The sequence below is a fragment of the Brevibacterium sp. XM4083 genome (assembly GCF_006489205.2).
Taxonomy (GTDB): Bacteria; Actinomycetota; Actinomycetes; order Actinomycetales; family Brevibacteriaceae; genus Brevibacterium.
Genome location: NZ_VFYR02000001.1, coordinates 544,583 through 568,806, shown reverse-complemented (window position 1 = coordinate 568,806; position 24,224 = coordinate 544,583). Strand labels below are relative to the sequence as shown.

At 69.1% G+C, this 24,224-nt stretch carries 20 protein-coding genes; 5 read left to right on the top strand and 15 right to left on the bottom strand.

Annotated features, from left to right (window positions below; all coding sequences use genetic code 11):
* Nucleotides 1-21: 21 nt before the first annotated feature.
* From FJ887_RS02420 to FJ887_RS02350, 15 genes are all read right to left on the bottom strand, one after another.
* Entirely contained in the window at nt 22-834 is an 813-nt protein-coding gene (locus FJ887_RS02420; protein ID WP_140954821.1) for a serine hydrolase, read from the bottom strand.
* 46 nt (nt 835-880) lie between these two features.
* The gene (locus FJ887_RS02415; protein WP_140954822.1) at nt 881-2,173 is read right to left on the bottom strand and encodes a S66 peptidase family protein; all 1,293 of its coding nucleotides are present in this window, start codon (nt 2,171-2,173) and stop codon (nt 881-883) included.
* Complete coding sequence (locus tag FJ887_RS02410) at nt 2,170-4,035, bottom strand: ATP-binding cassette domain-containing protein (protein WP_250786144.1); 1,866 nt, start codon at nt 4,033-4,035, stop codon at nt 2,170-2,172. Before FJ887_RS02410 ends, FJ887_RS02415 begins: the two co-directional genes overlap by 4 nt.
* On the bottom strand, nt 4,032-5,072 hold the full coding sequence (locus FJ887_RS02405) for an ABC transporter permease (RefSeq protein WP_137825712.1): 1,041 nt from the start codon (nt 5,070-5,072) through the stop codon (nt 4,032-4,034). Before FJ887_RS02405 ends, FJ887_RS02410 begins: the two co-directional genes overlap by 4 nt.
* The gene (locus FJ887_RS02400) at nt 5,072-6,211 is read right to left on the bottom strand and encodes an ABC transporter permease subunit (protein WP_249356784.1); all 1,140 of its coding nucleotides are present in this window, start codon (nt 6,209-6,211) and stop codon (nt 5,072-5,074) included. The genes FJ887_RS02405 and FJ887_RS02400 overlap by 1 nt, the downstream gene beginning before the upstream one ends.
* A 184-nt stretch (nt 6,212-6,395) precedes the next feature.
* Nucleotides 6,396-8,243: an ABC transporter substrate-binding protein gene (locus tag FJ887_RS02395; RefSeq protein ID WP_137825713.1), complete on the bottom strand. Its 1,848-nt coding sequence runs from the start codon at nt 8,241-8,243 to the stop codon at nt 6,396-6,398.
* A gap of 159 nt (nt 8,244-8,402) precedes the next feature.
* Nucleotides 8,403-9,830: a type III PLP-dependent enzyme domain-containing protein gene (locus FJ887_RS02390; RefSeq protein ID WP_137825714.1), complete on the bottom strand. Its 1,428-nt coding sequence runs from the start codon at nt 9,828-9,830 to the stop codon at nt 8,403-8,405.
* Between the two features lie 160 nt (nt 9,831-9,990).
* Nucleotides 9,991-10,401 carry a hypothetical protein gene (locus FJ887_RS02385; protein WP_137825715.1) on the bottom strand — a complete coding sequence of 137 codons (411 nt, stop codon included), beginning with the start codon at nt 10,399-10,401 and terminating at the stop codon, nt 9,991-9,993.
* On the bottom strand, nt 10,364-10,585 hold the full coding sequence (locus FJ887_RS02380; protein ID WP_137825716.1) for a hypothetical protein: 222 nt from the start codon (nt 10,583-10,585) through the stop codon (nt 10,364-10,366). The genes FJ887_RS02385 and FJ887_RS02380 overlap by 38 nt, the downstream gene beginning before the upstream one ends.
* Nucleotides 10,586-10,761: 176 nt before the next feature.
* Nucleotides 10,762-11,469, bottom strand: a complete 708-nt coding sequence (locus tag FJ887_RS02375) for a response regulator transcription factor (protein WP_137825717.1) — start codon at nt 11,467-11,469, stop codon at nt 10,762-10,764.
* Between the two features lie 19 nt (nt 11,470-11,488).
* Nucleotides 11,489-13,018 carry a sensor histidine kinase gene (locus tag FJ887_RS02370; protein ID WP_137825718.1) on the bottom strand — a complete coding sequence of 510 codons (1,530 nt, stop codon included), beginning with the start codon at nt 13,016-13,018 and terminating at the stop codon, nt 11,489-11,491.
* 278 nt (nt 13,019-13,296) lie between these two features.
* The gene (gabT, locus tag FJ887_RS02365; protein ID WP_137825719.1) at nt 13,297-14,661 is read right to left on the bottom strand and encodes a 4-aminobutyrate--2-oxoglutarate transaminase; all 1,365 of its coding nucleotides are present in this window, start codon (nt 14,659-14,661) and stop codon (nt 13,297-13,299) included.
* A 221-nt stretch (nt 14,662-14,882) separates the two neighbouring features.
* On the bottom strand, nt 14,883-16,058 hold the full coding sequence (gene ygfZ / locus FJ887_RS02360; RefSeq protein ID WP_137825720.1) for a CAF17-like 4Fe-4S cluster assembly/insertion protein YgfZ: 1,176 nt from the start codon (nt 16,056-16,058) through the stop codon (nt 14,883-14,885).
* Between the two features lies 1 nt (nt 16,059).
* Complete coding sequence (locus tag FJ887_RS02355; RefSeq protein ID WP_137825721.1) at nt 16,060-16,659, bottom strand: heme-binding beta-barrel domain-containing protein; 600 nt, start codon at nt 16,657-16,659, stop codon at nt 16,060-16,062.
* A gap of 199 nt (nt 16,660-16,858) precedes the next feature.
* The gene (locus FJ887_RS02350; protein WP_232623703.1) at nt 16,859-17,662 is read right to left on the bottom strand and encodes an ammonia permease; all 804 of its coding nucleotides are present in this window, start codon (nt 17,660-17,662) and stop codon (nt 16,859-16,861) included.
* Nucleotides 17,663-17,854: 192 nt separating this feature from the next.
* Between FJ887_RS02350 and FJ887_RS02345 the strand changes: the two genes are divergently transcribed.
* The 5 genes from FJ887_RS02345 to pstS all read left to right on the top strand — a co-directional run bounded on the left by FJ887_RS02345 (nt 17,855) and on the right by pstS (nt 24,180).
* On the top strand, nt 17,855-18,688 hold the full coding sequence (locus FJ887_RS02345) for a winged helix-turn-helix domain-containing protein (protein ID WP_137825722.1): 834 nt from the start codon (nt 17,855-17,857) through the stop codon (nt 18,686-18,688).
* Complete coding sequence (gene mshD / locus FJ887_RS02340; RefSeq protein ID WP_140954823.1) at nt 18,685-19,701, top strand: mycothiol synthase; 1,017 nt, start codon at nt 18,685-18,687, stop codon at nt 19,699-19,701. Before FJ887_RS02345 ends, mshD begins: the two co-directional genes overlap by 4 nt.
* Nucleotides 19,694-21,838 carry an RNA degradosome polyphosphate kinase gene (locus tag FJ887_RS02335; protein ID WP_137825724.1) on the top strand — a complete coding sequence of 715 codons (2,145 nt, stop codon included), beginning with the start codon at nt 19,694-19,696 and terminating at the stop codon, nt 21,836-21,838. The genes mshD and FJ887_RS02335 overlap by 8 nt, the downstream gene beginning before the upstream one ends.
* Complete coding sequence (locus tag FJ887_RS02330) at nt 21,835-22,809, top strand: NUDIX hydrolase (protein ID WP_137825725.1); 975 nt, start codon at nt 21,835-21,837, stop codon at nt 22,807-22,809. The genes FJ887_RS02335 and FJ887_RS02330 overlap by 4 nt, the downstream gene beginning before the upstream one ends.
* 267 nt (nt 22,810-23,076) lie before the next feature.
* Nucleotides 23,077-24,180, top strand: a complete 1,104-nt coding sequence (gene pstS, locus FJ887_RS02325) for a phosphate ABC transporter substrate-binding protein PstS (protein WP_137825726.1) — start codon at nt 23,077-23,079, stop codon at nt 24,178-24,180.
* Nucleotides 24,181-24,224: the final 44 nt, after the last annotated feature.

Here is a 24,224-nt window from a genome sequence, read left to right as displayed (position 1 = left end):
GCTGGCGGTCGGGATCTGCCGTCAGAGGAAGCGGTGGATGGCGTCACCGGCGGCGCGCATGACCGGCATGACCTCGACGACGCGGTCCGTCCCCTTCTCCCAGTTCGCGAAGACCGCGTAGGCGACCCGGCGCCGAGGTGTCATGACGATGCCGGCGTCCGCGCGGATCGAACTGTCCGTCCCGGTCTTGTTCCACACCCAGACGTCACGCTGATAGTGGTAGTGGGCGAGCGGATCGAGGTCGAACGCCGAGGCGACCATCGAGGTGTCCGCGCCGGCGCCCAGCCAGCGACGGAAGATCTCATTCGTCGACTCGTCCCAGAACTCGTCCATGGCGTGGCGGGCCATGAAGTCGCTGAGCTCGGCGGCGGTGCCGGTCGACAGGGTGCGCGGAGCCTGCGCGGGCCGCGGCCAGCGGAGGAAGTCGTGGAGCCCGGAGCTCCGGTAGCCGAGTGCGGAAACCTGCCGTGCGACGTTGTCGAGTCCGACGCGGCGGATGAGGACGTTCGTCGCGAAGTTATCGCTGAACGCCCCGATGAGGACCGCGATGTCATAGATGCTCAGGTCGTTCTGCTCCATGAGGTACCAGATGCCCGACTCGTCGACGCGCTCCGATGGTCTGCGGCTCAGCCGCTCCGTGAGGTCGAGCGTCCCGTCGACGGACATCTGCAGGGCTGTGTGGAGGAGGAACACCTTGCCCATGCTCGCCGTGTCGAGCTCGTCGTCGGCATGGTGCGCGAAGACCCGCTCCCCGCTGTCGATGTCGTAGGCGAGCGCGCTGAAGCGCACCCCGGGCAGGCTGTCGAAGCCGATGTCGCTCGTCGTCTCAGTCATCCCGTTCCCTTCCCTCGTCTCTGCTCGTTCATCCGCCTCTGCTCGCTCATCGTTCGACCCACATCCGCGGCCGCTGCCCTACCGTCGCCTCGAGTCGCACGTCGACGCCGAGCGGGGTGCTCGGCGCATCGGGGTCGTGGCCGAACCCCATCTCCGAGACGATCGGGATCCCCGCCTCGCCGAGGAAGTCGAGGACGAGAGCCTCGATCTCGTCGATCGGCGCGCAGTCGATCCACGACCCGAGAACGAGGGCATCCGCCGAGGCGAACCAGCCTCCGCGGACGAGTTGGACGAGGAGGTTGTCGAGGCGGTAGAGCTCTTCGTCGACGTCCTCGAGCATCGCGATCGCCGGTCCTCGCGTCGCACGCCTGGTGCGGACGTCGGCGAGTTCCGGGCTGCCCAGTCCCGCCGCGACGAGGCTGAGGTTGCCGCCGACGAGCCGCCCGACGGCCGTGCCCGGCACGAGCGTCCGCGCGCGGCTGACTGGGGTGGTGTCCGCAGACGTGCCGTCGCGCTGCGGCTGCGAAAGCGAGTGCCGCACTCCCCAGGACGAAATGGTCCGAGAATGGGCCGAATTCTCCGACTGTTTCGTCCTCGAGTCGTCGTCGGCAGCGCCGATTCGCGCAGTGGAGGCGTCCGGTGGCGATTCTCCGGACGCAGAGTGTCGATTTTCGCGCCCCGCATCGACACTCTGCGTCCTCGATTCCGACGGAGAGGGGGTGCCGGGGGCGCTGGGGTGCGCGTGAGTGGCTTCCCCGGGTGCGTCGGGAATCGGGGGCTGCGCGTGCGGCGACCCGGTCGCGTCGGGCGGGAAGCCGAGTTCGCGTCCGCCCCAGGGGGTGAAGAGCCACGAGGCCACCTCCGCGGGGACGACGGCCGATTCCCTGAACGGGTCGTTGCCGGGCATCGGGCAGAAGAGCGTCGCGACGCCGAGGTGGTGGTCCCAGGCCTGGTGGAGCGCGGTGATGTCCGAGGACCCGGTGAGCAGCTTGGGGCGCCCGTCGGGGCGCAGTCCGTAGCGGGCCAGGTGGCCGAAGTCGAGGTCGTCGAGCAGTCGCATCGCGCCGTAGCCCCCGCGCAGTGCGATGACCGCCGCGGCGGTGGGGTCGCACCACGCGTCGACGAGGTCGGCGCGGCGCTGCTCATCGGTGCCGGCGAGGTAGTTGACGCGCGGATGCCGGGCGCGCAGATGAGCTCCCGGAACGACGTTGAGACCCCACGCCTCGAGCTGGGAGATCGCCCGCTGCAGCGAGTCCTCGTCGGCGGGCCCTGAGGGCGCGATGAGACGGACGGTGTCCCCGGGGACGAGGGGCGCGGAATCGAGGTAGGGGCTGGTCATGTGTCGTCGGTTCCCGCACGATCCGCGGTCCGCTGTGCCGCGACGCCTCGCGCGGCAGTGCCCGGTGCGGGGGCGTCTGCCGCGGTGCCGTCGGGTGGCACGACGTCCGCTGAGGCGCCGTCCTGCGCAGCGCCGACCGCTGCCGCGCCGTCCTGCGCCGCGCCGTCCTGCGCAGCGCCATCCTGGGCAGCGACGCCCGGTACCGTCGCGCCCGACCGGACGAGACTCTGGCTGCCGAGGCGGGGCACGGCGGCGAGGAGTTCGCGCGTGTAGGCATGCTGGGGGTCGGCGAGGACCGTGTCGACCGGTCCGTATTCGACGATCTCTCCCTGCTTCATCACCGCCACCGTATCAGCGATGTTCCAGGCCAGGCCCAGGTCATGGGTGATGATGAGCGCACTCATCCCGAGGTTCTTCTTCAGCGCGAGGAAGAGGGAGAGGATCTCTCCGCGCACCGAGGCGTCGAGGGAGGCGACGGGTTCGTCGGCGAGGAGGACCTGCGGGTCGAGGGCGAGGGCACCGGCGATGACGACGCGTTGTCGCTGACCGCCGGAGAGCTCCTGCGGAATCGACTCGAGGTAGTCCGCCGCGGGGGTCAGCTCCGCGGCCTCGAGTGCCCCGATGACCTTTGCGTACTCGTCCTCGGTCAGCCCCTGGACCTGGAGTCCCTCGGCGACGGCTTCGTAGACGCTGCGCTTCGGGTTGAGCGACCCCGACGGGTCCTGGAGGACCATCTGCACCTGGCGCCGGAACGCCCGCAGGTCCTTGGCCTTCCTCGGCAGCGGCCGGCCGGCGAAGGCGATCTGCGATCCCGGGTCGGTCTCCTGCAGGCCGAGGAGTGAGCGCGCCAGCGTCGTCTTCCCCGATCCCGACTGCCCGACGACGGCGAGGATCTCCGCCCTGCGCAGCGCGAGGTCGACGCCGTGGACGGCTCTCTCCCGGCCCTGCCGGGTGTCGAAGGTGACGCTGAGGTTCTGCGCTTCGAGCACCACCTCGTCGGTCATCGTGAACGGGTCGGTCAGCCGCACCTCGGCGGGTTTGGCGGTGCGCGGACGCAGACGCGACTCCGCGTCGCCGATTTGCGGGAACGCCCCGGCCAGCTGCTGGGTGTATTCCTCCCGGGGGCGCAGGCACACGTCGTCGCTGGGGCCGTATTCGACGATCCGACCGTCCTTCATGATCGCGAGGTTCTCGCACACCGCGGAGAGGACGGCGAGGTCGTGGCTGATCATCAGCAGCGAGATCCCGCGGTCGGCGACGAGGTCGGCGAGCCCGGTGAGGATCTGCTTCTGCACGATGACGTCGAGGGCGGTGGTCGGTTCGTCGGCGATGATGATGTCGGGTTCGCACGCGAGCGCCATCGCGATCATGATCCGCTGCTTCTGCCCGCCCGAGAGCTCGTGCGGGTATGCCTCGGCCTTCGCCGGGTCGAGGTCGACTTCGCGGAGGAGCTCGAGCATCCGCGCCCGACGCCTCTCCGGCGTCGTCCACGTGCCCTTGGCATGGTGCTCGAGGGCCTCGACGATCTGCCGCCCGACCCGGCGGACGGGGTTGAGGGAGTGGAGCGCGCCCTGGAAGACGATCGACGCCTGCGCCCAGCGCACCGCACGGATCTGCCCGAAGCTCAGTTCGGAGATGTCCTGCCCGCCGAGGCGGACGTGCCCGGTCACCGTCGCCGACTTCGGCAGCAGCCGCAGCGCCGACATCACGAGCGTCGACTTCCCCGAGCCGGACTCACCGGCGATGCCGAGGGTCGACCCGCTCGGCAGGTCGAGGCTGACGTCGATGACGGCGGGCACGTCGCCGCGCGAGGACGAGGAGCGGTAGGTGATCGAGACGTCGTCGAAGCTGAGATCGGTCATCGGCTGCTCCTCAGGGTCGGGTTGATGATCGCTTCGAGCGCCCGGCCGACCATCGTGAAGGCGAGGACGACGAGGAGGATCGCGATGCCCGGCGGCAGCACGTACCACCAGTATCCCGAGGTCGCCGCCGAGGCGTCCATCGAGTTCTTGAGGATCGTCCCCCACGATTCCGAGCCCGGATCGCCGAGCCCGAGGAACGCGAGCGTCGATTCGGCGATGATCGCGCTGCCGACCATGAGCGTCGTGTTCGCGAGGACGAGCGGCATGACCGCGGGCAGGAGGTGCTTGATGAGGATGTGCCGATGTCCGGCGCCGAGGATGCGCGCCCGTTCGATGTAGAGCCGGGATTCGACGCTCAAGGTCTGCGAGCGCACGATGCGGGCCGTCGACGCCCACGAGGCGATGCCGATCGCGACGACGATCGTGAAGACCCCGCGGTCGAGGACGGTGGAGAGGACGATGGCGAGCAGCAGGGAGGGCAGGACGAGGAAGAAGTCGATGAGGCGCATGACGACGGCCCCGACGATGCCGGTGAAGTGTCCGCCGGCCAAGCCCATGAGCGTGCCGATGACCATCGACATCAGGGTCGCGGCGACGCCGACGAGGAGGGAGACGCGCGAGCCCCAGACGATGCGGGCCCAGATCTCGCGGCCGAGATCGTCGGTGCCGAGCGGGTGGGCGAGGCTCGGCGGGGCGTAGCGCGGCACGTCGAGCTGCTTCGTCACGTCGAGCATCGAGGCCGGAGCGATGACGGGGGCGAAGATCGCCATGAGGACGAAGAGGAGGAGGACGATCGCCCCGATCATCGCCGGGGTGTCGGTGCGGAAGGCGCGCCAGTTGCGTCGGAGACTGCGCAGGCGGCGTTCGCGGATGAGCTTCGCGCTGTCGAAGCCGGCGGCACCGTTGCGGGTGGCAGCAGACCGTCCGGGCTTGGTGCCCTCAGACGATGCGGGCTGGGTGCCCGGGGGCGATGCCGGCTGGGTGCCCGGGGTCGATGCGGACTCGGGGGCCGCCTCGGCGCGGTGATCGTTGTCCATCACGCTCTCCTCACTCTCGGATCGAGCCAGCGGTAGACGAGGTCGGCGGCGAGATTCATGACGATGATGATCGCGGAGAACACGACGAACGTGCCCTGGAGGAGGGGCAGGTCAGGGCCGCTGATCGCGTCGAAGGTGAGTTTGCCGAGGCCCGGCCAGGAGAAGATCGCCTCGACGGTGACGGCGCCGGCGATGAGTCCGCCGAGGTGGAGGAAGACGACCGTGACCGTGGGCAGGAGCGCGTTGGGCACGGCATGCCGACGGCGGACTTCGTCCTCGGTGAGGCCCTTCGCGCGGGCGGTCGTGAGGTAGTCCTCGGACATCTCCTCGATGAGGGAGGCGCGCATGACCATGAGGAACTGCGCGTAGACGACGGCGACGAGGGTGATGACCGGGAGGATGAGGTGCCGGATGACGTCGATGATCGCCTCCGGTGACCACGGGTCGAGCCCGGGCGTGATCATGCCGCCGGTCGGCAGCCATTGGAGGGTGCCGCCGAAGACCATGAGGAGGATGAGGCCGAGCCAGAACGTCGGGACCGACCAGAAGACGAGGGCTGTGGAGGAGGCGAGCTTGTCGAAGAGCGAGTTGCGGCGCCAGGCCGAGAGCTGTCCGAGCCAGAGGCCGAGGACGATCGCGATGACTGCGGCGGTGGCGGTGAGGAGGAGGGTCGGACCGAGGTACTCGCCGATGAGCGCGGAGACGGGTTTGCGGTAGACGTAGCTTTCGCCGAGGTTGCCCGTGACGATGCCGACGAGGTAGTCCCAGAACTGGACGATGAGCGGTTTGTCGAGGCCGTACTGGCTGCGCAGCTCGGCGATCTGGGCCGGGCTCATCGGTCGTTCCTTGGCGATCTTGAGCACGGGGTCGCCCGGCAGCAGCCGGAAGGCGAAGAAGCCGAGGACGATGACGAGGATCATCGAGATCGCCGAGCCGCCGAGTTTGCGGAGGAAGTACGCGGCGAACGAGGCGCCCTTCGGCGGTTCGTCGGTGTCGATGGGAGTGCCGAGACCGTCGACGGCAGGGCTGGAGGTGTCAGGGCCTGGGGTTCCGGGGCCTGAGGTCGCGGTGCCTGGGTCGCCGGGGTTCGGGGTCGCGGGGTCGCCGGGACCGGAGGGATTGTTCGTCGATGCTGTCACTGGTGCGCTCCTGATGGAGAGGGGGCCGCTCCGGCCACCGCCGAGGTGGTGCTCGAGCAGTGCGATCCGGTGCGGGTTCTGCCGGTCGGCTGCCTGCTGGCGGGGTTCCCGTCGAGGCGGGATCCCCGCCGGCGTGGGCGGAACCGTCGGCGGTGACCGGAGCGGCCGAGGTGGGACGGGTCGACTACTCGCGGTCGTCGGCGCTCCTGCGCCGGCGGGTGGCGAACCAGAGGACTCCGCCGCCGCCGACGATGACGGCGATCGCGATGCCGACCCAGGCGCCCGCGCTCAGCCCGCCTCCCTCGGAGGCACTGGCGGCTTCGCTCGCGGGTTCGACCGAGGTGTAGCCCCAGTAGCCGACCTGGTTGGCGATCGCACCGCCGTCGCTCGGCTGCTTCGTGAAGCCGGTGAACCTGTCCGCACGGTAGGCCTCGAGCTGGTTGGGGTACCAGAGCACGATCGAGGGAGTGTCCTCGTAGTTGATCTCGAGGGCCTGCCGGACGAGGTCGGCGCGCTTGCCCTGGTCGAGTTCGACGTGCTGCGCCTGGTAGAGCTTGTCGAATTCGGGATTGCAGTAGCCGTCCTGGGTGGTGCCGCCGTTGCCTTCGGCGTCGGGGCGGTTGCCGCACGTGTTGATGCTCAGCTGGTAGTCCGGATCGGGGTTGATCGACCAGCCGGAGAAGTACATGTCGTAGTCCCCCTTGGTCGTCAGCTCGGAGACGGTGTCGGAGTCGCTCGATTCGTTCTTCAGCTGGATGCCGATGTCCTTCATCCACGGTTCGAGGAACTTCGCGGTGTTCTGCTCGATCGGCTCGGCGGCGTCGGTGAGGAACCGGAGTTCGAGCTTCTTCCCGTCCTTCTCCCGGATCCCGTCGGCACCGGGCGTCCACCCGGCTTCGTCGAGCAGGGATTTCGCCTTCTCGACGTCGAATCCTGTGATCACGGGGTCATCGGCGGGCAGAGCCCAGGTCGAGTACACCGAGGGGATGAAGCTCGTCGCGGGCTGGGCGTAGTCCTGCATGACCTGCTTGCGCAGCGTCTCGGTGTCGATGCCGGCGCGGATCGCCTGTCGGACCTTGACGTCCTTGAGTGCCTCGTTGCCGGTGCCGAACTCCTTGCCCTCAGCGTCGGCGAGGCCGGAGTTGATGGAGATGCTGTTGAAGCGACGGCCGCGGCCGTCGTTGAGTTCGACACCGTCGGCGCCTTCGAGGGCAGTGAACTGCTCCGGGGAGAGCAGCGTGATCATGTCGACCTCACCCGACCGGACGGCCTGCACCTGGGCGTCGGAGTTCGTGTAGTACCGGTACTGGATGCCGTCGAGTTCGGGCTTGCCGCGCCAGAAGTTCGGGTTGGCCTTGAGCGTGACGGACTTGTTCGCCTCGTAGCTCTCGAGCTGGAAGGGTCCCGATCCGACGGTGTTCGCATCGTTCTTGAACTCGCCCGGGTTGTCGATCTTCGACCAGATGTGCTCGGGGACGACGGGGATCTCCTGGCCGGGGTTGTTCGCCTGCGGATTCTTCAGCGTGATGACGACGGTGCCGTCGTCGGGCGCTTCGACCTTCTCGAAGTTCTCGACGAGGCTGCCGTTGGCGACCGCGAGATCCTCGTTCTCCATCATCTGGGTGTAGGTCCACGCGACGTCGTTGGCCGTCAGCGGTTCACCGTCCGACCATTTCATGTCCGGGCGGATGCTGTACGTCCACACCTTGCCTGCATCGTCGGTCGACCATTCGGTGGCCAGTCCCTCGGTGATCGAGCCGTCCTTCGCGTCATTGGCAACGAGGTTCTCGTACATGTAGCGGAACGTGTTCGTCGGCAGGAGGTAGAAGGAGGTGAATGGGTTGAACGAGTCGATGAAGCCGTCGGTGGCGATGCGCAGCGTCGTCGCATCCGCGGAGCCGCCGTCGGTCGGTTGGGGTTCTGTCGTCTGGGCCTGGACGGGCGCAGTGGCCAGCCCGGCGGCGAGCGCGATCGCGGCGAGTCCCGCGACCGTTCTGCCGAGCCCCCTGCGCAGCGTGCTGTGGGTGAACATCATCGTCCTTCCGGTCGTCATCGAACCATCGGCGCAGGTGAGACCCTGCTCACATTTCATCCTAGGACGCGATGCGGGCTGTGGGGCGCAATTGCGCGCCGTGCCGCGCCCCTTTCCTACTGCACCGTAGGGCTGGACGACCGGCGTCGAGCGACCGGATCAGAGCGGCGAGATCGCCGGCTCACCCGCCTCGGCGAGGATCTCCGCGATCGTCTGCCCGCGCCGGATGAGGGCGAACTCGACCCCGGCGCCGAGGCGGTTCTCCGACTCCGCGGAACCGGAGACTCCGCCTGCCGCCACCATGCGATAGCCGTACACGGGCACCCGCGGCAGGAGGTTGTAGGAGAACGGGTTCGAGAAGTAGTACGCGCCGGTGTCGGGCACGGCGACGAGATCGCCGACGTCGAGGCGCGGAAGGTCGCGGTTCTCGGCCAGCAGGTCACCGGCGAAGCAGGCCGGTCCGGCGACGTCGGTGGGGACCGCCTCGGCGCGCTTGGGGGCACCGTCGGCGTCGAACGGGAGGACCCGCAGCGGCCAGTCCGCAGGAGCGTAGGCGGTGCGGGTGGCGACCTGCACGCCCGCGTGGGTCATAGCGATGCGCCGCCCACCCGTCGTCTTCGCGGTTTCGACGCGTGTGAGGATCGTGCCGGCCTTCGCGAGCAGGGAGCGGCCGAACTCGGTGACGAGGTCGAACTCGGCGAGGCCGGGGACGACGGTGTCGAGGACCTCACGGTAGGCGGCGAAGGTCGGGGTCACCTCGTCGCTCGTGAAGTTGACCGGCAGCCCGCCGCCGATGTCGATGCGGGTGACCTGGCGAGCACCCGCCCTCGTGTTGACGTCGCGGGCGATGTCGACGGCCGCGGCGATCCCCGCTGCCGCCTGGTCGAGGGTGATGCCCTGCGACCCCGAATGGACGTGGACCTGGGTCAGCCACGGGCGTGCGAGGTAGGCCTCGACGAGGGCGTCGCGGGCGCCCGGGTCGGCGATCCCGATGCCGAACTTCGACGTCTGCGTCGCCGTGCTCATCGCGCCGATCGCACCGACCCCGGACTGCGGGTTGATCCTCACCCCGATCACCGAGGTGGTGCGATCGTCGACGAGCTCGTCGAGTCGGGCGAGCTCCTCCCAGCTGTCGGCGTTGACGGAGATGCCGAGCGCGAGCGCACGGCGCAGCTCGCTCATCGTCTTCGCGGGTGAGTCGAAGACGATCGTCTCGGGCGGGAACCCGGCGGACAGGGCGAGTTCGAGTTCGCCGGGGCTCGCGACTTCGCAGCCGGCTCCCGCCTCGGCGAAGAACCGGAGCAGCGGCAGCAGGGGCACGGCTTTGCAGGCGACGGCGTGGAGGACCGTGGTGCCGGACGTCGCGGCGGGTACCGTCGTCGCGGCGGGCTCGAACGCCGCGGTCAGCTGCGCGAACGCGGCGGCCACCTCGTCGAGGTCAATGAGGCCGAGCACGGGACTGTCGTCGGTGAGCGCCGGGACGTCGGGGACGGCAGGCGGCTCGGTCGACGAGTTCGCTGCGATCGCCGCGATGGCACGGGTGCGGCGCTCGGTCAGCGTGGCGGTTTCGCGATGTGGGCTGTCCATGGGGTCCTTCACGGTCACGTCGTCGTCCGGAACCGGCACCGAGGACGGTGCCGGGCTTCCGAGACCATCATGGCATCCGCTCCGGACACGACGGCACGCGCCCCAGCCTCAGGCGTGGACTCAGACGTTGCCTCGGTCAGACGTTGCCTCAAGCGTTGTCTCAGACATTGCGCAGCTGCACGGGCACGGACTCCCACCACCAGCCTGACTCGCGATCCCAGTGCCCGGTCTCATCGAGGACGTCCTCGATCCGCTCGCGCGTCGTCGTGTCGCCATACTGGACTTCGATGATCGCGCCGCCGCACCGATCGACCACGAGGACGTCGGCATCGTCGATGGCCGGGAACTCCGCAGCCGCCCGTTCGGCGACCTGGCGGCTCGGCACCTCGTCGCAGTGGACCTTCGAGGGCACGTTGTCGAAGACGACGTCCTGAACCGTGAAGGAGGAGATCACCCGCCCGCAGACGAAGGCTGCGACGATGAGTGCGGCGAGACCGCTGCCGACCGCGATGGCGATGCCGCGGACGAGTCGCCTACGCGCGATGACCGCCTCCGGTGAGAGGCCGGTCATCAGGCTCAGGAACCGTGTCGCTCACCGTCCCTGCATCGTGCGGCAGCTGCCGACCGAGGCGGCGATCGAGTCGGATGAGCACCCGCAGGCCGACGATCATGAGCGCGATGATGAGAACCGCGGACACCACCGCGACGAGGATCAAGAGGATTCCCAGCAGGTCCGCCGGCAACGACAATTCCACAGATTGCTCCTTCCACCGCACGAGCAGCGGCTGCGCTGACCGCACTTCTGAGCGGCCTCACCCACTGTGCCTGGCTCGGGCAAGCCTGTCATCGCCTAAAAGGATGAAATCGCAGGGTGACCTTGAGTGCCCCGCCTCAGTCCGGTGCCCCGCCTCACTCGGGCGAGGAGAACGCCTCACTCCGGCGAGTAGAACTTGAACTGGATCGCGCGGACGACGACCTGGGCGAGGTTCTTCGCGCCGAGCTTGATCCGCAGATTCCGCGCATGCGACTTCACGGTGTGGAGTGAGACGAACTGCGCCTCGGCGATCTCGTTGTAGTCCATCCCCTCGCACAGCTGCCGGAGGAGGATGAGCTCCTTGTCGGTGAGGACGGGTGCCGCTTCAGGGGCTTCGGGCAGCGGATCGCCGCTGAGCACGATGTCCGCGGCGAGCGAGCGCAGCAGCGCCGGCGAATCCCCGCCGAGCGCGGCCTTGACGACGCCGACGAGCTCCGCGTCCGAAGCCGTCTTATTCACCGCGGCCAGGGCACCGGCCTCGAGGGCGCGCGCGATCCCCGGTCCCGGGGAGACCGTTGTGAGGAGGACGATCCGCGCGCCCGGGTCTGCCTCGATGATCTGCGCGGTTGCGTCGACCCCGCTCATCCCCGGCGGCATGTTGACGTCCATGAGCACGAGGTCGGGACGGAACCGGATGAACGCCTCGACCGCGTCCTCCCCCGAATGCCGGGGCTCGAGCACCGTGAGCGTCCCGTCGTCGGTGAGCGCCGCCGCGATCGCCCGCGTCGTCCACCGGTCGTCATCGACGATGAGCACCGAGGCGGGGCCGGGGTCTGCGGGGACGCGCGGTGCCGTCTCCCCCGCCTCCGGGCCGGTCCCGCTCATGCGCGACGGTCCAGTCCGCTCATGCGCGACGACTCCCGCTGTGCTGCCGCTGCTCATGCGAGGGCTCGGAGCGCAGGCGCAGCTCGTCGCTGCCGGCGGCGCCCGATATCGAGAGCGCGCCGGCCACCGAGTGTCCTGACGAACGGATGCCGGACTCATTTCGGCTGGGGAGTGCACGGCCGTCGGCTGAGGCGCCACCGTCCACCAGCCCGCTGCGACCGGCAGAATCGCCGCCTGCGGAACCGGCGCGCTGCCCGGAACCACCGCGCTGACCAGCACCATCGGCGCGCGAGACCTCAGCGAAATCGTCCCTCACGCATTCGGCGGCACCACGCTCTCCGGCACCACGCTCACCGGCGACCGCCTCGGCGTCGTCACCGCTCAGCTGCAGCGGATGGGCCACCTCGACGACGACCCGACCATCCGGAGCCGTCGCCACCGTGCAGTCCCCGCCGAGGGCCTGCGCACGCACCTGCAGCGAGCGCGGCACGACGGTCAGCTCCGCCTCGGCGCGGTTGACGGTGCGGTAGTGGAGGTCGACGCGGTCGGTCGCACTGCGCAGCGCGGCGACGTCGAGGCGGGACTCCGTGCCGGGCGTCGAATAGCGGATGACGTTCGTCGCGAGTTCGAGGATGAAGGCCGTGAAATGCTCGCCGACCTCGCGGGAGGCGTGGGCGGGCAGGTCGCCGACGGTCGTCGCGAGCCGCACCCCGCCGGCGGCGCTGCCGTCCCTGATCGCCGAGGTGAGGAGGTAGGCCTCGGCCTGCAGTTCGATCTGCGAGGTGTCGGGGGCATCGGTCTGCAGCCGCCCGATGAGCTGGCGCAGGCGCTTCGAGGCTTCCGCGTTGACCATCGCGAGCTCGGCGATCATCCGATCGGTGCCCGGAGCCTGCGGAGCCCGGCCGAGGGATTTGATGATCGCCGCCTCGGTGGACAGGGAATGGGAGATCGTGTCGTGGGTGTCGGAGGTGAAGCGCGTGCGCAGCGCCTCGACGGTGCGTGCGTGCTCGCGCGCCGCCCTCTCGCGGCGGGTGATCTCGCGGCGGAAGCGCAGTTCGATGACCCCGGCGGCAAGGCCGAGCACCGAGGTCATCAGCCATCCGTATCCGAGGTCGATGAGTCCCGGCAGCCCCTCGTCGTAGGCGCCGAGCTGCGTCGCGACCCCGATGTAGGCCAGCAGGCCGACCGTCGCCGCCGCGAACGACCACCAGCGGAAATAGCTGAGCAGCACGCCTGCGGAGAGGATGAGCGCCTCGGGGAACATGTTCTCGAGGTCGGGGTAGAGCCACAGGTAGCCGATGCCGGCAGCCGTCGCGATGAGCGCCACGGTCCGCGGCACGAACGGGGCGATGATGAGCAGCGCGTACGCGACGATGAGCAGGCCCGCGTAGAGCGGTTCGTCGGTCTCGAACGATCCGGGCACGAGGATCGTCAGGCCCATGATGAGGGCGAGGGCGCGAATCGGCAGATCGACGAAGCGCGGACCGCGCAGGAATCCCCACACGCGCCCCCAGCGCCCCTCCGGCCGCTCGTCTGTCGTCGCACCCATGACTATAAGTGTCCTACATTTGCGGCGAATTCGCAGGAAGAGCGCACACGACCCTGCTCACACCGGTGTGGTCTCCCCATGGCGGGCCGGTGAGGCCTCCACGGGGAGTCCGGGTGAGCAGGGTCGTGACAGGGGCAGTCATTCAGCTGCGGACAGCGCTGCGTCGGACAGCGGCCGAAACGACGTTCACCGCCGCCGCCCCGAGCAGCGCCGTGCCGGACAGCGGCGACGCGACGTACACCGCCGCCGCCGTCACCGCCGCAGCCGCCGAACGGGTGTCAGCCGAGGATCTCGGCGAGGCCGGCCTCGAGGACGTCGAACGCATCGTTCAGCAGCTCGTCGGAGATCGTCAGCGGCGGCAGGAACCGCAGGACGTTGCCGAACGTGCCCGTCGTGAGGACGAGGACGCCGTTCTTCGCCGCATAGGCCGCGAGGTCCTTGACGAGTTCCGGGTTCGGGTCGATCGAGTCGCGACCCACGAATTCGGCGGCCACCATCGCCCCGCGGCCGCGGATGTCGCCGATCTCCGGGTACTTGTCCTGGAGCTTGACGAGGCGGTCGGTGATGAGCTCGCCGATCTCGGTCGCCCGCTCGAGGAGACCGTCGTTCTCATACGCCTCGATCGCGCCGAGGGCAGCCGCACACGCGGTGGGGTTGCCACCGTAGGTGCCGCCGAGGCGGCCGGGGCCGACCGAGTCCATGATCTCTGCGCGACCGGTGACCGCCGAGAGCGGCAGACCGCCGGCGATGCCCTTCGCGGTGGTGATGAGATCGGGGACGATCTCCTCCCACTCGCTGGCGAACATCTTGCCGGTGCGGGCGAAGCCGGCCTGGACCTCGTCGGCGACGAAGACGATGCCGTTCTCCCGGGCGTACTCGACGAGGGTGGGGAGGAAGCCCTCGGCCGGGACGATGAAGCCGCCCTCACCCTGGATGGGCTCGATGACGATCGCTGCGACGTTCTCCGCGCCGATCTGCTTGTCGATCATCGTCATCACGCGCTTGGCCGCCTCTTCGCCGCTGACCTTCGTGCCGGCGGCATCGTTGTCGCGGAAGGGGTATGACATGGGCGCGCGGTAGACTTCACCGGCGAACGGGCCGAACCCGGCCTTGTAGGGATGAGCCTTCGCGGTCATCGCCATCGTGAGGTTGGTGCGACCGTGGTACGCGTGGTCGAAGACGACGACCGCGTCACGGTTCGTGTGCGCGCGGGCGATCTTCACGGCGTTCTCGACCGCCTCGGCGCCGGAGTTGAGGAGCACGGTGCGCTTCTCGTGGTCACCGGGGGTGAGCCGGTTGAGCGCCTCGGCGACCTCAACGTAGCTCTCGTAGGGGTTGACCATGAAGCACGTGTGCGTGAACGCCTCGAGCTGTTCGGTCGCGGCCTTGACGACGCGGGGGTTCGCGTTGCCCGCAGTGGTCACGGCGATGCCGGATCCCAGGTCGATGAGCTGATTGCCGTCGACGTCCTTGAGGATTCCTCCGCCTGCGGCGACCACGTAGGCCGGAAGGCTCGATCCGACGCCGGTCGCGACGGCGGTCGATCGCCGGGCCTCGATCTCACGGGACTTCGGTCCCGGGATCTCGGTGACGATCTTGCGTTCCTGCGGCAGAGCTTCGCCGCCAATTTCCAAAGCTGTCATACCGGGAACAATAGAGTGTGGCGACGGTTCTTGTCATTCCGAGTCCGGCAGGTGAGCAGAACCCGCAATCAGGGCCCCGCTCAGGTGCGGAATCCGTCGTCACGCCCCTGCCGCGACCGGCGTCATTCCCAGGTCACCGGCACGTCCTCTGAGCACGGTTGATCCCCGCACCGAGGCGGTCGTCGGGCGCGCTTATTCGCGCCCTCACGCGATCCGCCGGCTCAGCGGTGCTGATTCCGCATGTCGACATCCTTGTTCCGCCCCGGCAGGCTGCGTTCGTGTCCGCGTTCGGGGGCGACGATGATCTCCTGCGCCCCGGTGACGATCCCGCCCTCGCCGAGGTCGACGGTGAGCGGGGCGTCGGCGGCGACGGTGCGCTTGACGACGGCGAGGCCGATCGGCCCGAGCTCGTAGTGCTGGGCCACCGAGGTGAGCTCCCCGACGGGACGCTCATTGCCGCGCACGGTGCTCATCACCTCGGCGCCGGGGTCGGGATGGATGTGCCCCGACCCGTCGAGGTGGACGAAGACGAGGCGCCGAGGCGGCTGTCCGAGGTTGTGGACCCGGGCCACCGCCTCCTGACCGCGGTAGCAGCCCTTCGCGAGGTGGACGGAGGTGCGGAGCAGGTCGAGCTCGCCGACGAGCGACTTGTGGTCGATCTCGCTGCGTCCCGGCCGCCACGCGGCCACGCGCAGGGCCTCCCAGGAGTCGAAACCGGCCATCCGGAACTCGCTCGCCGAGGTGGTCGCGAGCTCCGCGCGGGCAACGATGCCGATGACGAAGGGGGTCTCGAGGCCAGGGTGCTCACTGCCGGCGACATCAAGTCCGAGGTCCACCTCGGCGTAGGAGGCGGATCCGGTGCCGATGTGCGGCCACGGATCGGCCCAGACCTGCGTCACGGGCAGGGCCTCGGGCAGGGCGCGGATCGCGCCGATCGCCTGGAAGTCGGCGCTGACGTCCTCAATCGTCACCCGCATCATGAAGACCATGCGGCGGAGGAAGTCGAGGGTCTCATCGGTGCGCAGATCGCTGAGCGCCCACAGCGCTTCGCCGTCGTCGATGAGCTTGAGCCAGCCCTCGATGCGCCCGTTGGGGTCGAGGACGAGGGTCTCGGTCGCGATCCCCGGGGCCAGGGTGTCGAGCTTCTGCGTGGTGATCGAGTTGAGCCAGGTGAGCCGGTCGGCGCCGGTGAGGCGGAGGACGCGGACGTGGGCGAGGTCGACGATCGCGCCGCGTTCGGCGAGCGCCCGCTGCTCGCGCAGCGGCTCACCGTAGTGCATCGGGGTCTGCGCCAGGTCACCTGTGCCGAGGACCGCGGACGAGCTCAGTCCGCGCGGCAGCGAGGAAGGGCGCGGGGGTGTCGCGGTGTCTGGGTCCGGAGTCGGGTTCCCGGTCATCTCAGCTGAGCTTCTTCAGCCTCGCCGAGGAGTGGGTGGCGAGTTCGTGGCCGAGGGCGGCCATGTCCCACGCCCACATGAGTTCGCCGCCGACGAGTCCGTACATCCGCGTCGAGGCGGTGTACTCCTTCGCGGTCTTCGTCCGGGCGACGACGTCGGTGGAGAGGTCGATGCGCGGGCCCTTGACGTAGCCGGCGTAGAGCTCCATGACACCGTGCGGGTGGACGATCTCGGCTTCGATCTCGAAGGCGTCGTCGTTCGTCCGCAGGGTCTCGACGGCCGCCGCCGAGGTGAAGCTGGGCTCCTCGGTGGGCACGAGCATGCCCGGTCCGACGTCGCCGTTGTCGCGGGGCCGCACGAGCTGCCAGATGCCGGTCTCCAGGGTCAGCGTCGCGTCGAGCTCGCCCTCCTCGGTGAGCAGCCACGCATGCGCGGTGTACTGGAGGTACGGGGTTCCCGGGTGCGCGACGAAGTCGATGCGCTGGCCGAACTGCTTCTCAGGGGTGTCGGCGTATCCGACGACGCCGACGCCTTCCCACGAGCCGATGAGCCACGAGAGGGGAACGAGTTCCGGGTTGACGGAGGCGTCGATCTCGATCATGGGTTTCAGCGATTCACGACGATGAGGGACTTGACGACCTTGTACGCGACGCCGAGGGCGCCGAGGGCGGCAACGCCGACGAGTCCGGAGAAGACGATTTCGAGAAGCACGAGGTTTTCTTCCATGCCGTCGAGTCTACAGTCCCGTCCCTGACCTCAGCCAACCGCTCTCCCCCGCACGGCTGTCGGTGGAGGCGGCACTAGAGGGCGATGCGCTCGAGGGCGTAGACGACGACACCGCCGAGGGCGATGGGGGTGGCGCCGAGGGCGAGCTGGACGGCGAAGCTGCGGGCCTTCTCGACGTTGCGCTTGGCCGCGAGGTTCTGCGCGAGCTCGAGGTTCGTCGCCTGGTACCTCGCGTACGCGATGAGTCCGAGCATCCGGTCGACACCGGCGACGAGGAGGCCCATGACGGCGCCGAGGACGAGGGCGATCGGCAGCCCGATCGTCGAATCGAGGACGAGCACGGACACGATCCCCGCGCTCGCCGTCGCCATCGCCACCGCGAGCGGCGAGGTGTAGATCGCCGGCCACGGCAGCGCGGTCATGCATTCGGCGATGATGAGGGCGGCGAGGCCGACGACGATGACCTGCTTGTCGCCGGGCACCGTCGCCGCCGCCACCCATGTGCTCGCGGAGAGGACGATGACGACGCCGGCGACCTGCGCGGACACGTTCGCCACGGCGTCCGAGGCGCCCATGCCGCGGGTGAGGTTCTGGACGAAGGTCCACAGCAGTCCGAGGCCGGCGAGCACCGGCAGCCAGTCGAGGTAGGGGGCGGAGTCGTCACGCCATGCGGCGAAGAGGCCCGCGAAGCCGAAGAGCGCGAGCATGATCGAGGTCGCACGCGGCTGCGGGGAGTCCGTCAGCCGCGGCCAGCCGTAGGAGACGCCGAGGACGATGAGCCCCGTCGCGAGCAGGAAGAGCGTGTAGCCCCAGTACACCGACCCGCTCAGGGCGACGGCGAGGGCAAGCGCGACTGCTACTCGTATCCATCTGATCACTCATCTATCGTGCCCTATCGGCCCGGCGTGCGACGATTCCCGCACCGCTCGGCCGCCGTCTGTCCGCCGTCGGCACCCACCGCGAATAATGCCGCCGACCGCCGAATGACGGGACGCCTCGCACCCGGCTGAGCACGCTCGATATACTCTCCCTCAAGCCGAACACGGAAGACCACAGGGGGCAGGCAGAGCATGAGGATCCTGCACATCTGCCCCGCCCTCGACCCGGCGACGCCACTCGTTCCGCAGTCCCTCGAATACCTCGGCCATCACGTCGAGCGCATCGGCCTCGACATGCTGGCTGCGACGACGACCGACGCCGAGGTCGCCCTCGTCGACGCGTGCCTCGACCTCTCCCTCGCCCCACGGATCGCCGCAGCGCTCGAAACCGCGGGCCTGCGCCTGCCGATCATCGTCGTCCTCAGCGAAGGCGGGCTGGCCACGGCATCGGCGCGGTGGGCCGTCACCGACATCCTCCTCTCCACGGCCGGCCCCGCCGAGGTGGAGGCCCGGCTGCGGCTGGCCCGTGACCGCACCGGCACCGCGGGCTTGCCGGGCGCGATCCGCGCGGGGGCCGAGCTCGGCACCGGCGGTCCCGGGGCGAACGGGTCGGGGGCGGCGAGCGGCTGGAACGAGAACGGTGAGCCGATGGTCGTCGTCAGCGGCGCGCTGCGCATCGACGAGACTTCGTTCACCGCCGACCTCGGCGGCCGCGCGCTCGACCTCACCTACCGGGAGTTCTCCCTGCTCAAGTTCTTCGCGATGCACCCCGAGCGCGTATTCACCCGCGACGAGATCCTCCTCGGCGTTTGGGGCGACGACTACTACGGGGGCACCCGCACCGTCGACGTCCACGTTCGCCGGCTGCGGGCGAAGCTCGGCAAGGACCTCGAGAACGCGATCCACACCGTCCGCAACGTCGGCTACCGCTTCAGCCCCGACGCCGGCGCCGAGGAGGACGAGACCGAGGACGCCGAACCCGCAGCCGCAGAGACCCCGACCAGAGACACGGAGATGAGTGCATGAGAATCGTCGCGAGCGGAGCCGTCACCGGCACCCCGATCGACACCGTCGCCGAGGCGGAGCTGGCCTTCCTCGATCGCGTCACCGCCCACGACGGGGCGGCGGAGATCTCCGGCGGTCTGCTCGCGATCGCCACCGGTGAGGACACCGCCCACGATGCCCAGACCGCCTCGAGCGTGTGGCGCGTCTACGCCGACCCGGCCGCCGCCGACGGCGACCCAGCGTCGACCGCCGACGGCGACCCAGCCGCCCCGCTCATCGGCTTCGGCATCCGGGCCCGGCAGGGGGAGAGGCACGCCGCGGAGTTCCTCATCGACCCCGACCACCGCGGGCGCGGCTACGGTGAGGCCCTGCTCACCGCGATCTTCGCCGAGGAGCCGAGCGCCTGGTGCTGGTCGCACGGCGACGACCCGGCCGCCCGGCATCTCGCCGCCCGGCACGGCCTCAGCCGCGACCGGGTGCTCTATCAGATGCGCACCGACCCCGACCTCACGCTCGACGACCTTCCGACGGCCGCACCGCCCGACGGCGTGACGATCCGCTCGTTCGCCCCGGGCGATGAAGCCGGGTGGCTGCGGGTCAACAACGCCGCCTTCGACTGGCACCCCGAGCAGGGCCACCAGACGCTCGACGACATCGAGACCATCGTCGGCGCCGCCGGCTTCGATCCCGCAACCGTGGTCATCGCCTCCCGCAGCGTCGACGGCACCGACACCGTCATCGGCTTCCATGAGACGAAGCTCACGGACACGGACTCGGGCGACCGCCTCGGCGAGGTCTTCGTCGTCGGAGTCGACCCCGGCGTCCATGCCAAGGGGGTCGGCCGGGCGCTCACGGTCGAGGGCATGCGGCGGATGGTCGCAGCCGGGGCGACCGCGATCGAGCTCTACGTCGAATCGGACAACGCCCCGGCGCTAGGCTTGTACGAGCGGCTGGGATTCCACGTCGCGGTGGCGCATGTGTCGTATGCGCCGGCCACACCGGCTCAGAGCACCCAGGAGCAGTTGGATGTATGACGTCATCGCCGCCGGGCAGGACCTCGACCTGCCCTCCCCCGAAGACCGCTTCCTCGACCGGGAGCTGAGCTGGCTCGCCTTCAACGAACGCGTCCTCGACCTCGCCTCCGACCCCGAGGTGCCGCTGCTCGAACGCGTGCGCTTCCTCTCGATCTTCGCGACGAACCTCGACGAGTTCTTCATGGTCCGCGTCGCCGGGCTCAAGCGCCGCATCAACACCGGCCTCGCCGTGCCCACGGTCACCGGACGCATGCCCCAGCAGGTCATGCACGCGATCAACATCCGGGCGCATGAGCTCATGACCCGGCACGCGGAGCTGCTGAAGAACGAGATCGGCCCGCTCCTCGACGCCGAGGCGATCACGAAGGTCTCGATGGACGAGCTCACCGAGTCCGAGCGCGCCCGCGTCGACGAGTTCTTCGCCGGGCACGTCTACCCCGTCCTCACCCCGCTCGCCGTCGATCCCGCGCACCCGTTCCCCTACATCTCCGGGCTCTCGCTCAACCTCGGCGTGCTGCTGCGCTACCCGGACTCCGGCAAGGAGCTCTTCGCCCGGGTCAAGGTGCCCCCGCGTCTGCCCCGGTTCTTCAATGTCGCCGAGGCGACCGACCGACCCGCCGGACGCGACGTCCCCGCCCGCTTCGTCGCGCTCGAGGACATCATCGCCGCCCACCTCGACGCCCTGTTCGAGGGCATGGAGGTCATCCACCACTCGACGTTCCGCGTCACTCGCAACGAGGACCTCGAGGTCGAGGAGGACGACGCGGAGAACCTCCTCAAGGCCCTCGAGAAGGAGCTGCTGCGCCGTCGCTTCGGTCCGGCGGTGCGCGTCGAGATCACCGAGGACATCCACCCCCGGGTGCGGGAGATGCTCAAGGACGAACTCGGCATCGACGAGTCCGAGATCTACCAGCTGCCCACCCCGCTCGACCTCTCCGGGATGGCCGACATCGCCGATGTCCCGCGCGACGACCTCCACTTCCCGAAGATGGTCCCGCAGATGAACAAGGACCTCTCGCTGCGCGAATCGAGCGACCAGGTCGACGTGTTCGCCGCCGTGTCGAGCCGGGACATCCTCCTACACCACCCCTACGACTCGTTCTCCACGAGCGTCCAGGCGTTCCTCGAGCAGGCGGCGGCAGACAAGAACGTGCTCGCGATCAAGCAGACGCTCTACCGCACCTCCGGGGACTCGCCGATCATCGACGCCCTCGTCGACGCCGCCCAGTCGGGCATCCAGGTCCTCGCCGTCGTCGAGATCAAGGCCCGGTTCGACGAGGAGGCCAACATCACGTGGGCCCGCAAGCTCGAACGCGCCGGCGTCCACGTCGTCTACGGCATCGTCGGGCTCAAGACCCACGCGAAGCTCTCCCTCGTCGTCCGGCAGGAGGCCGAGGGGCTGGCCCGCTACTGCCACGTCGGGACCGGCAACTACCATCCGAAGACCGCGCGCCTCTACGAGGACTTCGGCCTGCTGACGAAGGACAAGGCTGTCGCCGACGACCTCACGAAGCTGTTCAACCAGCTCTCCGGCTACGCCCCGCGGGCCGAGTACTCCCGTCTCCTCGTCGCCCCCACGCGCGTCCGGGCCGGCCTCATCGAGCTCATCGAATCCGAGATCGGGATCGCGGAGTCCGGCGGTGAGGGCTGTGTGCGGATCAAGGTGAACTCGATCGTCGACGAGGCGATCATCGACGCCCTCTACCGGGCCTCGCGGGCCGGGGTGAAGGTCGAGGTCTTCGTCCGCGGGATCTGCGCTCTGCGCCCGGGTATCCCGGGACTGAGTGAGAACATCACCGTCCGCTCCGTTCTCGGCCGGTTCCTCGAGCATTCGCGGGCGTTCGTCTTCGGCAACGGCGGCGACCCGATCGTCTACATCGGCTCGGCGGACATGATGCACCGCAACCTCGACCGGCGCGTCGAGACGCTCATCGAACTCGTCGCCCCGAATCACAAGGCGGAGATCATCGAACTCTTCGACCTCGCGTTCGCCCCGACCACCTCGGCGTTCGAACTCGCCGGGGACGGCGTGTGGACGCGGTCGACGCAGGCTCCCGACGGTGCGGAGCTCACCGACTACCAGACGGAGCTCATCCGCCGACACCGCAAGCGCCGTCTGATCGGAGAGGACGCGTGAGCCCTTCGACGGTCGATTCCGCGCAGGCATCATCGCGGGTCACCGCCGACATCCTCGCCGCCGGCGCGGTGTGCTGGCGCAACGGCGCCGAGGGCATCGAGGTCGCCCTCATCCACCGGCCCCGCTACAACGACTGGTCGTGGCCCAAGGGCAAGGTCGAACCCGGGGAGACGCTGCCGGAGGCCGCGATCCGCGAGGTCAGGGAGGAGACGGGCTTCGAGATCCAGCTCGGGGTCCCGCTGCCGACGGCCGAATACATGGTCGGCGGGCGCAACCTCAAGAAGGTCTTCTACTGGTCGGCTCAGGTCAAGGGGGAGGCGACGTTCGCGCCGCTCAACCGCCGGGAGGTCGATGAGGCCGTGTGGCTGCCGATCGCGCAGGCGCGCACGAAGCTGACCTCGTATGCCGACCGCGATCAGCTCGACGCCCTCGAGAAGTACGACGAGACGGATGCGCTGCGGGCGTGGCCGCTCATCCTCGTCCGCCACGGCAAGGCGTTCCCGCGAGCGAAGTGGTATGAGACCGAGCACGTCCGCCCCCTGCTCGCCCTCGGCACCAGGCAGGCGATGGCGCTGACCGGCCTGCTCTCGGCGTGGGAGGTCAAGAAGCTCGTCTCGAGTCCGTGGAAGCGGTGTGTGGCGACCCTCGCCCCGTTCTCCGCGGCCACCGGCAAGTCGATCAAGAAGGTCGCGACACTGAGCGAGAAGGCGACCGCGGCGAACCCGGAGAAGACGGCGCGCTACATCGAGAAGCTGCTCGAGAAGGGCCGACCGACGGCGTTCTGCACGCATCGACCCGTGCTGCCGACGATCCTCGAGGTCTTCGCCCGGCACTCCCCCAAGCGCATCGCCCAGACCCTGCCGACCGACGACCCCTACCTCAAACCCGGGGAGATCCTCGTCGCCTACGTCCGGCCCGGCACGGTGCCGCGCATCGTCGACGTCGAGCGCTTCCGGCCCATCGACGCGTGAACGGTATGCCGGGTGCACTCGCGGGCACTGCGACCGCAACAGCACCGGCAACGGCACGCTCACTGCGTGGGCACAGCGGACTCGGCAACGAGTCTTTCACGAATCCCCGCCCTCATGTGATGGAGCACTCAGCACGGCTCCAATGCTTCAGCTCCCATTCACCTTCCATTCACTGAGCCACTCCCCTCGCTTTACACATCATCCTTAGCGTTGTCGGTGAACGTTCGGGATCGCTCGAAAACGTGTGCTCAATCAGAAAGGCAACTCGTGAAGCTGAAGCATCTTGCCCCCTCCGCTGCATTCCTCGCAGTCGGCGCTCTCACCCTCTCGGCGTGTGGCGGAACCTCTGCCACCGGCGAATCCGCCAGCGGCGGCGGCGAAAGCGACCTGCAGGGCACCCTCACCGGCATCGGCGCCTCCTCGCAGAAGGCGGCGATGGACGCGTGGACCGCCGACTTCACCTCCCAGAACTCCGGTGTCACGGTCAACTACTCGCCCGACGGCTCGGGTGCCGGCCGTGAGCAGTTCCTCGCCGGCAACGCTCAGTTCGCCGGTTCCGACGCCTACCTCGACGACGAAGAGGCCGCCCAGGCGCAGGAAGTCTGCGGACCCGACGGAGCCTTCGAGTTCCCCGTCTACATCTCCCCGATCGCCGTGGCGTTCAACGTCGAGGGCGTCGACTCGCTCAACCTCTCGCCCGCCACGATCGCCGGCATCTTCAAGGGCGACATCACGAACTGGAACGATCCGGCCATCGCCGCCGACAACCCGGATGCGAACCTGCCCGACCTCAACATCACCGCTGTGCACCGCGCCGACGACTCGGGCACGACGGAGAACTTCACCGAGTACCTCAAGGCGACCGCCGGTGACGTCTGGGATCAGGATCCCGACGGCAACTGGCCCGGCGCGTACGGCGGCGAAGCCGCCCAGGGCACCGACGGCGTCGTCCAGACCGTGACCGACACCAACGGTGCGATCGGCTACGCCGACGCCTCGGCCGTCGGTTCGCTCACCTCGGCGAAGGTCAAGGTCGGCGAGGAATTCGTCGAGCTCTCCCCGGAAGCCGCCTCGAAGGTCCTCGACGCCTCGGAGAAGGTCGCCGGCCGCGGCGAAGGCGACCTCGCCTTCGACCTCGCTCGCGACACCACCGAGTCGGGCGCCTACCCGATCGTCCTCGTCTCCTACCACATCGTGTGCTCGTCCTACTCGGACCAGAACACCGTCGACATGGTCAAGGCGTGGGAGAAGTACGTCGTCTCGGAAGAGGGACAGGCCTCGGCTGCCGAGTCGGCCGGTTCGGCTCCGCTCTCGAGCGACCTCCGCGACCAGATCAACACCGTCCTCGACACCATCCAGGTCTCCGGCTGAAACTGACGCTTTGACCTGCCATTCTGTACAGTCGAAGAGCGGCG

Coding starts and splice junctions, on each gene's coding strand:
- FJ887_RS02420 (WP_140954821.1), bottom strand. CDS start 834: ATGACTGAGACGACGAGCGACATCGGCTTCGACAGCCTGCCCGGGGTG.
- FJ887_RS02415 (WP_140954822.1), bottom strand. CDS start 2,173: ATGACCAGCCCCTACCTCGATTCCGCGCCCCTCGTCCCCGGGGACACC.
- FJ887_RS02410 (WP_250786144.1), bottom strand. CDS start 4,035: ATGACCGATCTCAGCTTCGACGACGTCTCGATCACCTACCGCTCCTCG.
- FJ887_RS02405 (WP_137825712.1), bottom strand. CDS start 5,072: ATGGACAACGATCACCGCGCCGAGGCGGCCCCCGAGTCCGCATCGACC.
- FJ887_RS02395 (WP_137825713.1), bottom strand. CDS start 8,243: ATGTTCACCCACAGCACGCTGCGCAGGGGGCTCGGCAGAACGGTCGCG.
- FJ887_RS02390 (WP_137825714.1), bottom strand. CDS start 9,830: ATGGACAGCCCACATCGCGAAACCGCCACGCTGACCGAGCGCCGCACC.
- FJ887_RS02385 (WP_137825715.1), bottom strand. CDS start 10,401: ATGACCGGCCTCTCACCGGAGGCGGTCATCGCGCGTAGGCGACTCGTC.
- FJ887_RS02375 (WP_137825717.1), bottom strand. CDS start 11,469: ATGAGCGGGACCGGCCCGGAGGCGGGGGAGACGGCACCGCGCGTCCCC.
- FJ887_RS02370 (WP_137825718.1), bottom strand. CDS start 13,018: ATGGGTGCGACGACAGACGAGCGGCCGGAGGGGCGCTGGGGGCGCGTG.
- gabT (WP_137825719.1), bottom strand. CDS start 14,661: ATGACAGCTTTGGAAATTGGCGGCGAAGCTCTGCCGCAGGAACGCAAG.
- ygfZ (WP_137825720.1), bottom strand. CDS start 16,058: ATGACCGGGAACCCGACTCCGGACCCAGACACCGCGACACCCCCGCGC.
- FJ887_RS02355 (WP_137825721.1), bottom strand. CDS start 16,659: ATGATCGAGATCGACGCCTCCGTCAACCCGGAACTCGTTCCCCTCTCG.
- FJ887_RS02345 (WP_137825722.1), top strand. CDS start 17,855: ATGAGGATCCTGCACATCTGCCCCGCCCTCGACCCGGCGACGCCACTC.
- mshD (WP_140954823.1), top strand. CDS start 18,685: ATGAGAATCGTCGCGAGCGGAGCCGTCACCGGCACCCCGATCGACACC.
- FJ887_RS02335 (WP_137825724.1), top strand. CDS start 19,694: ATGTATGACGTCATCGCCGCCGGGCAGGACCTCGACCTGCCCTCCCCC.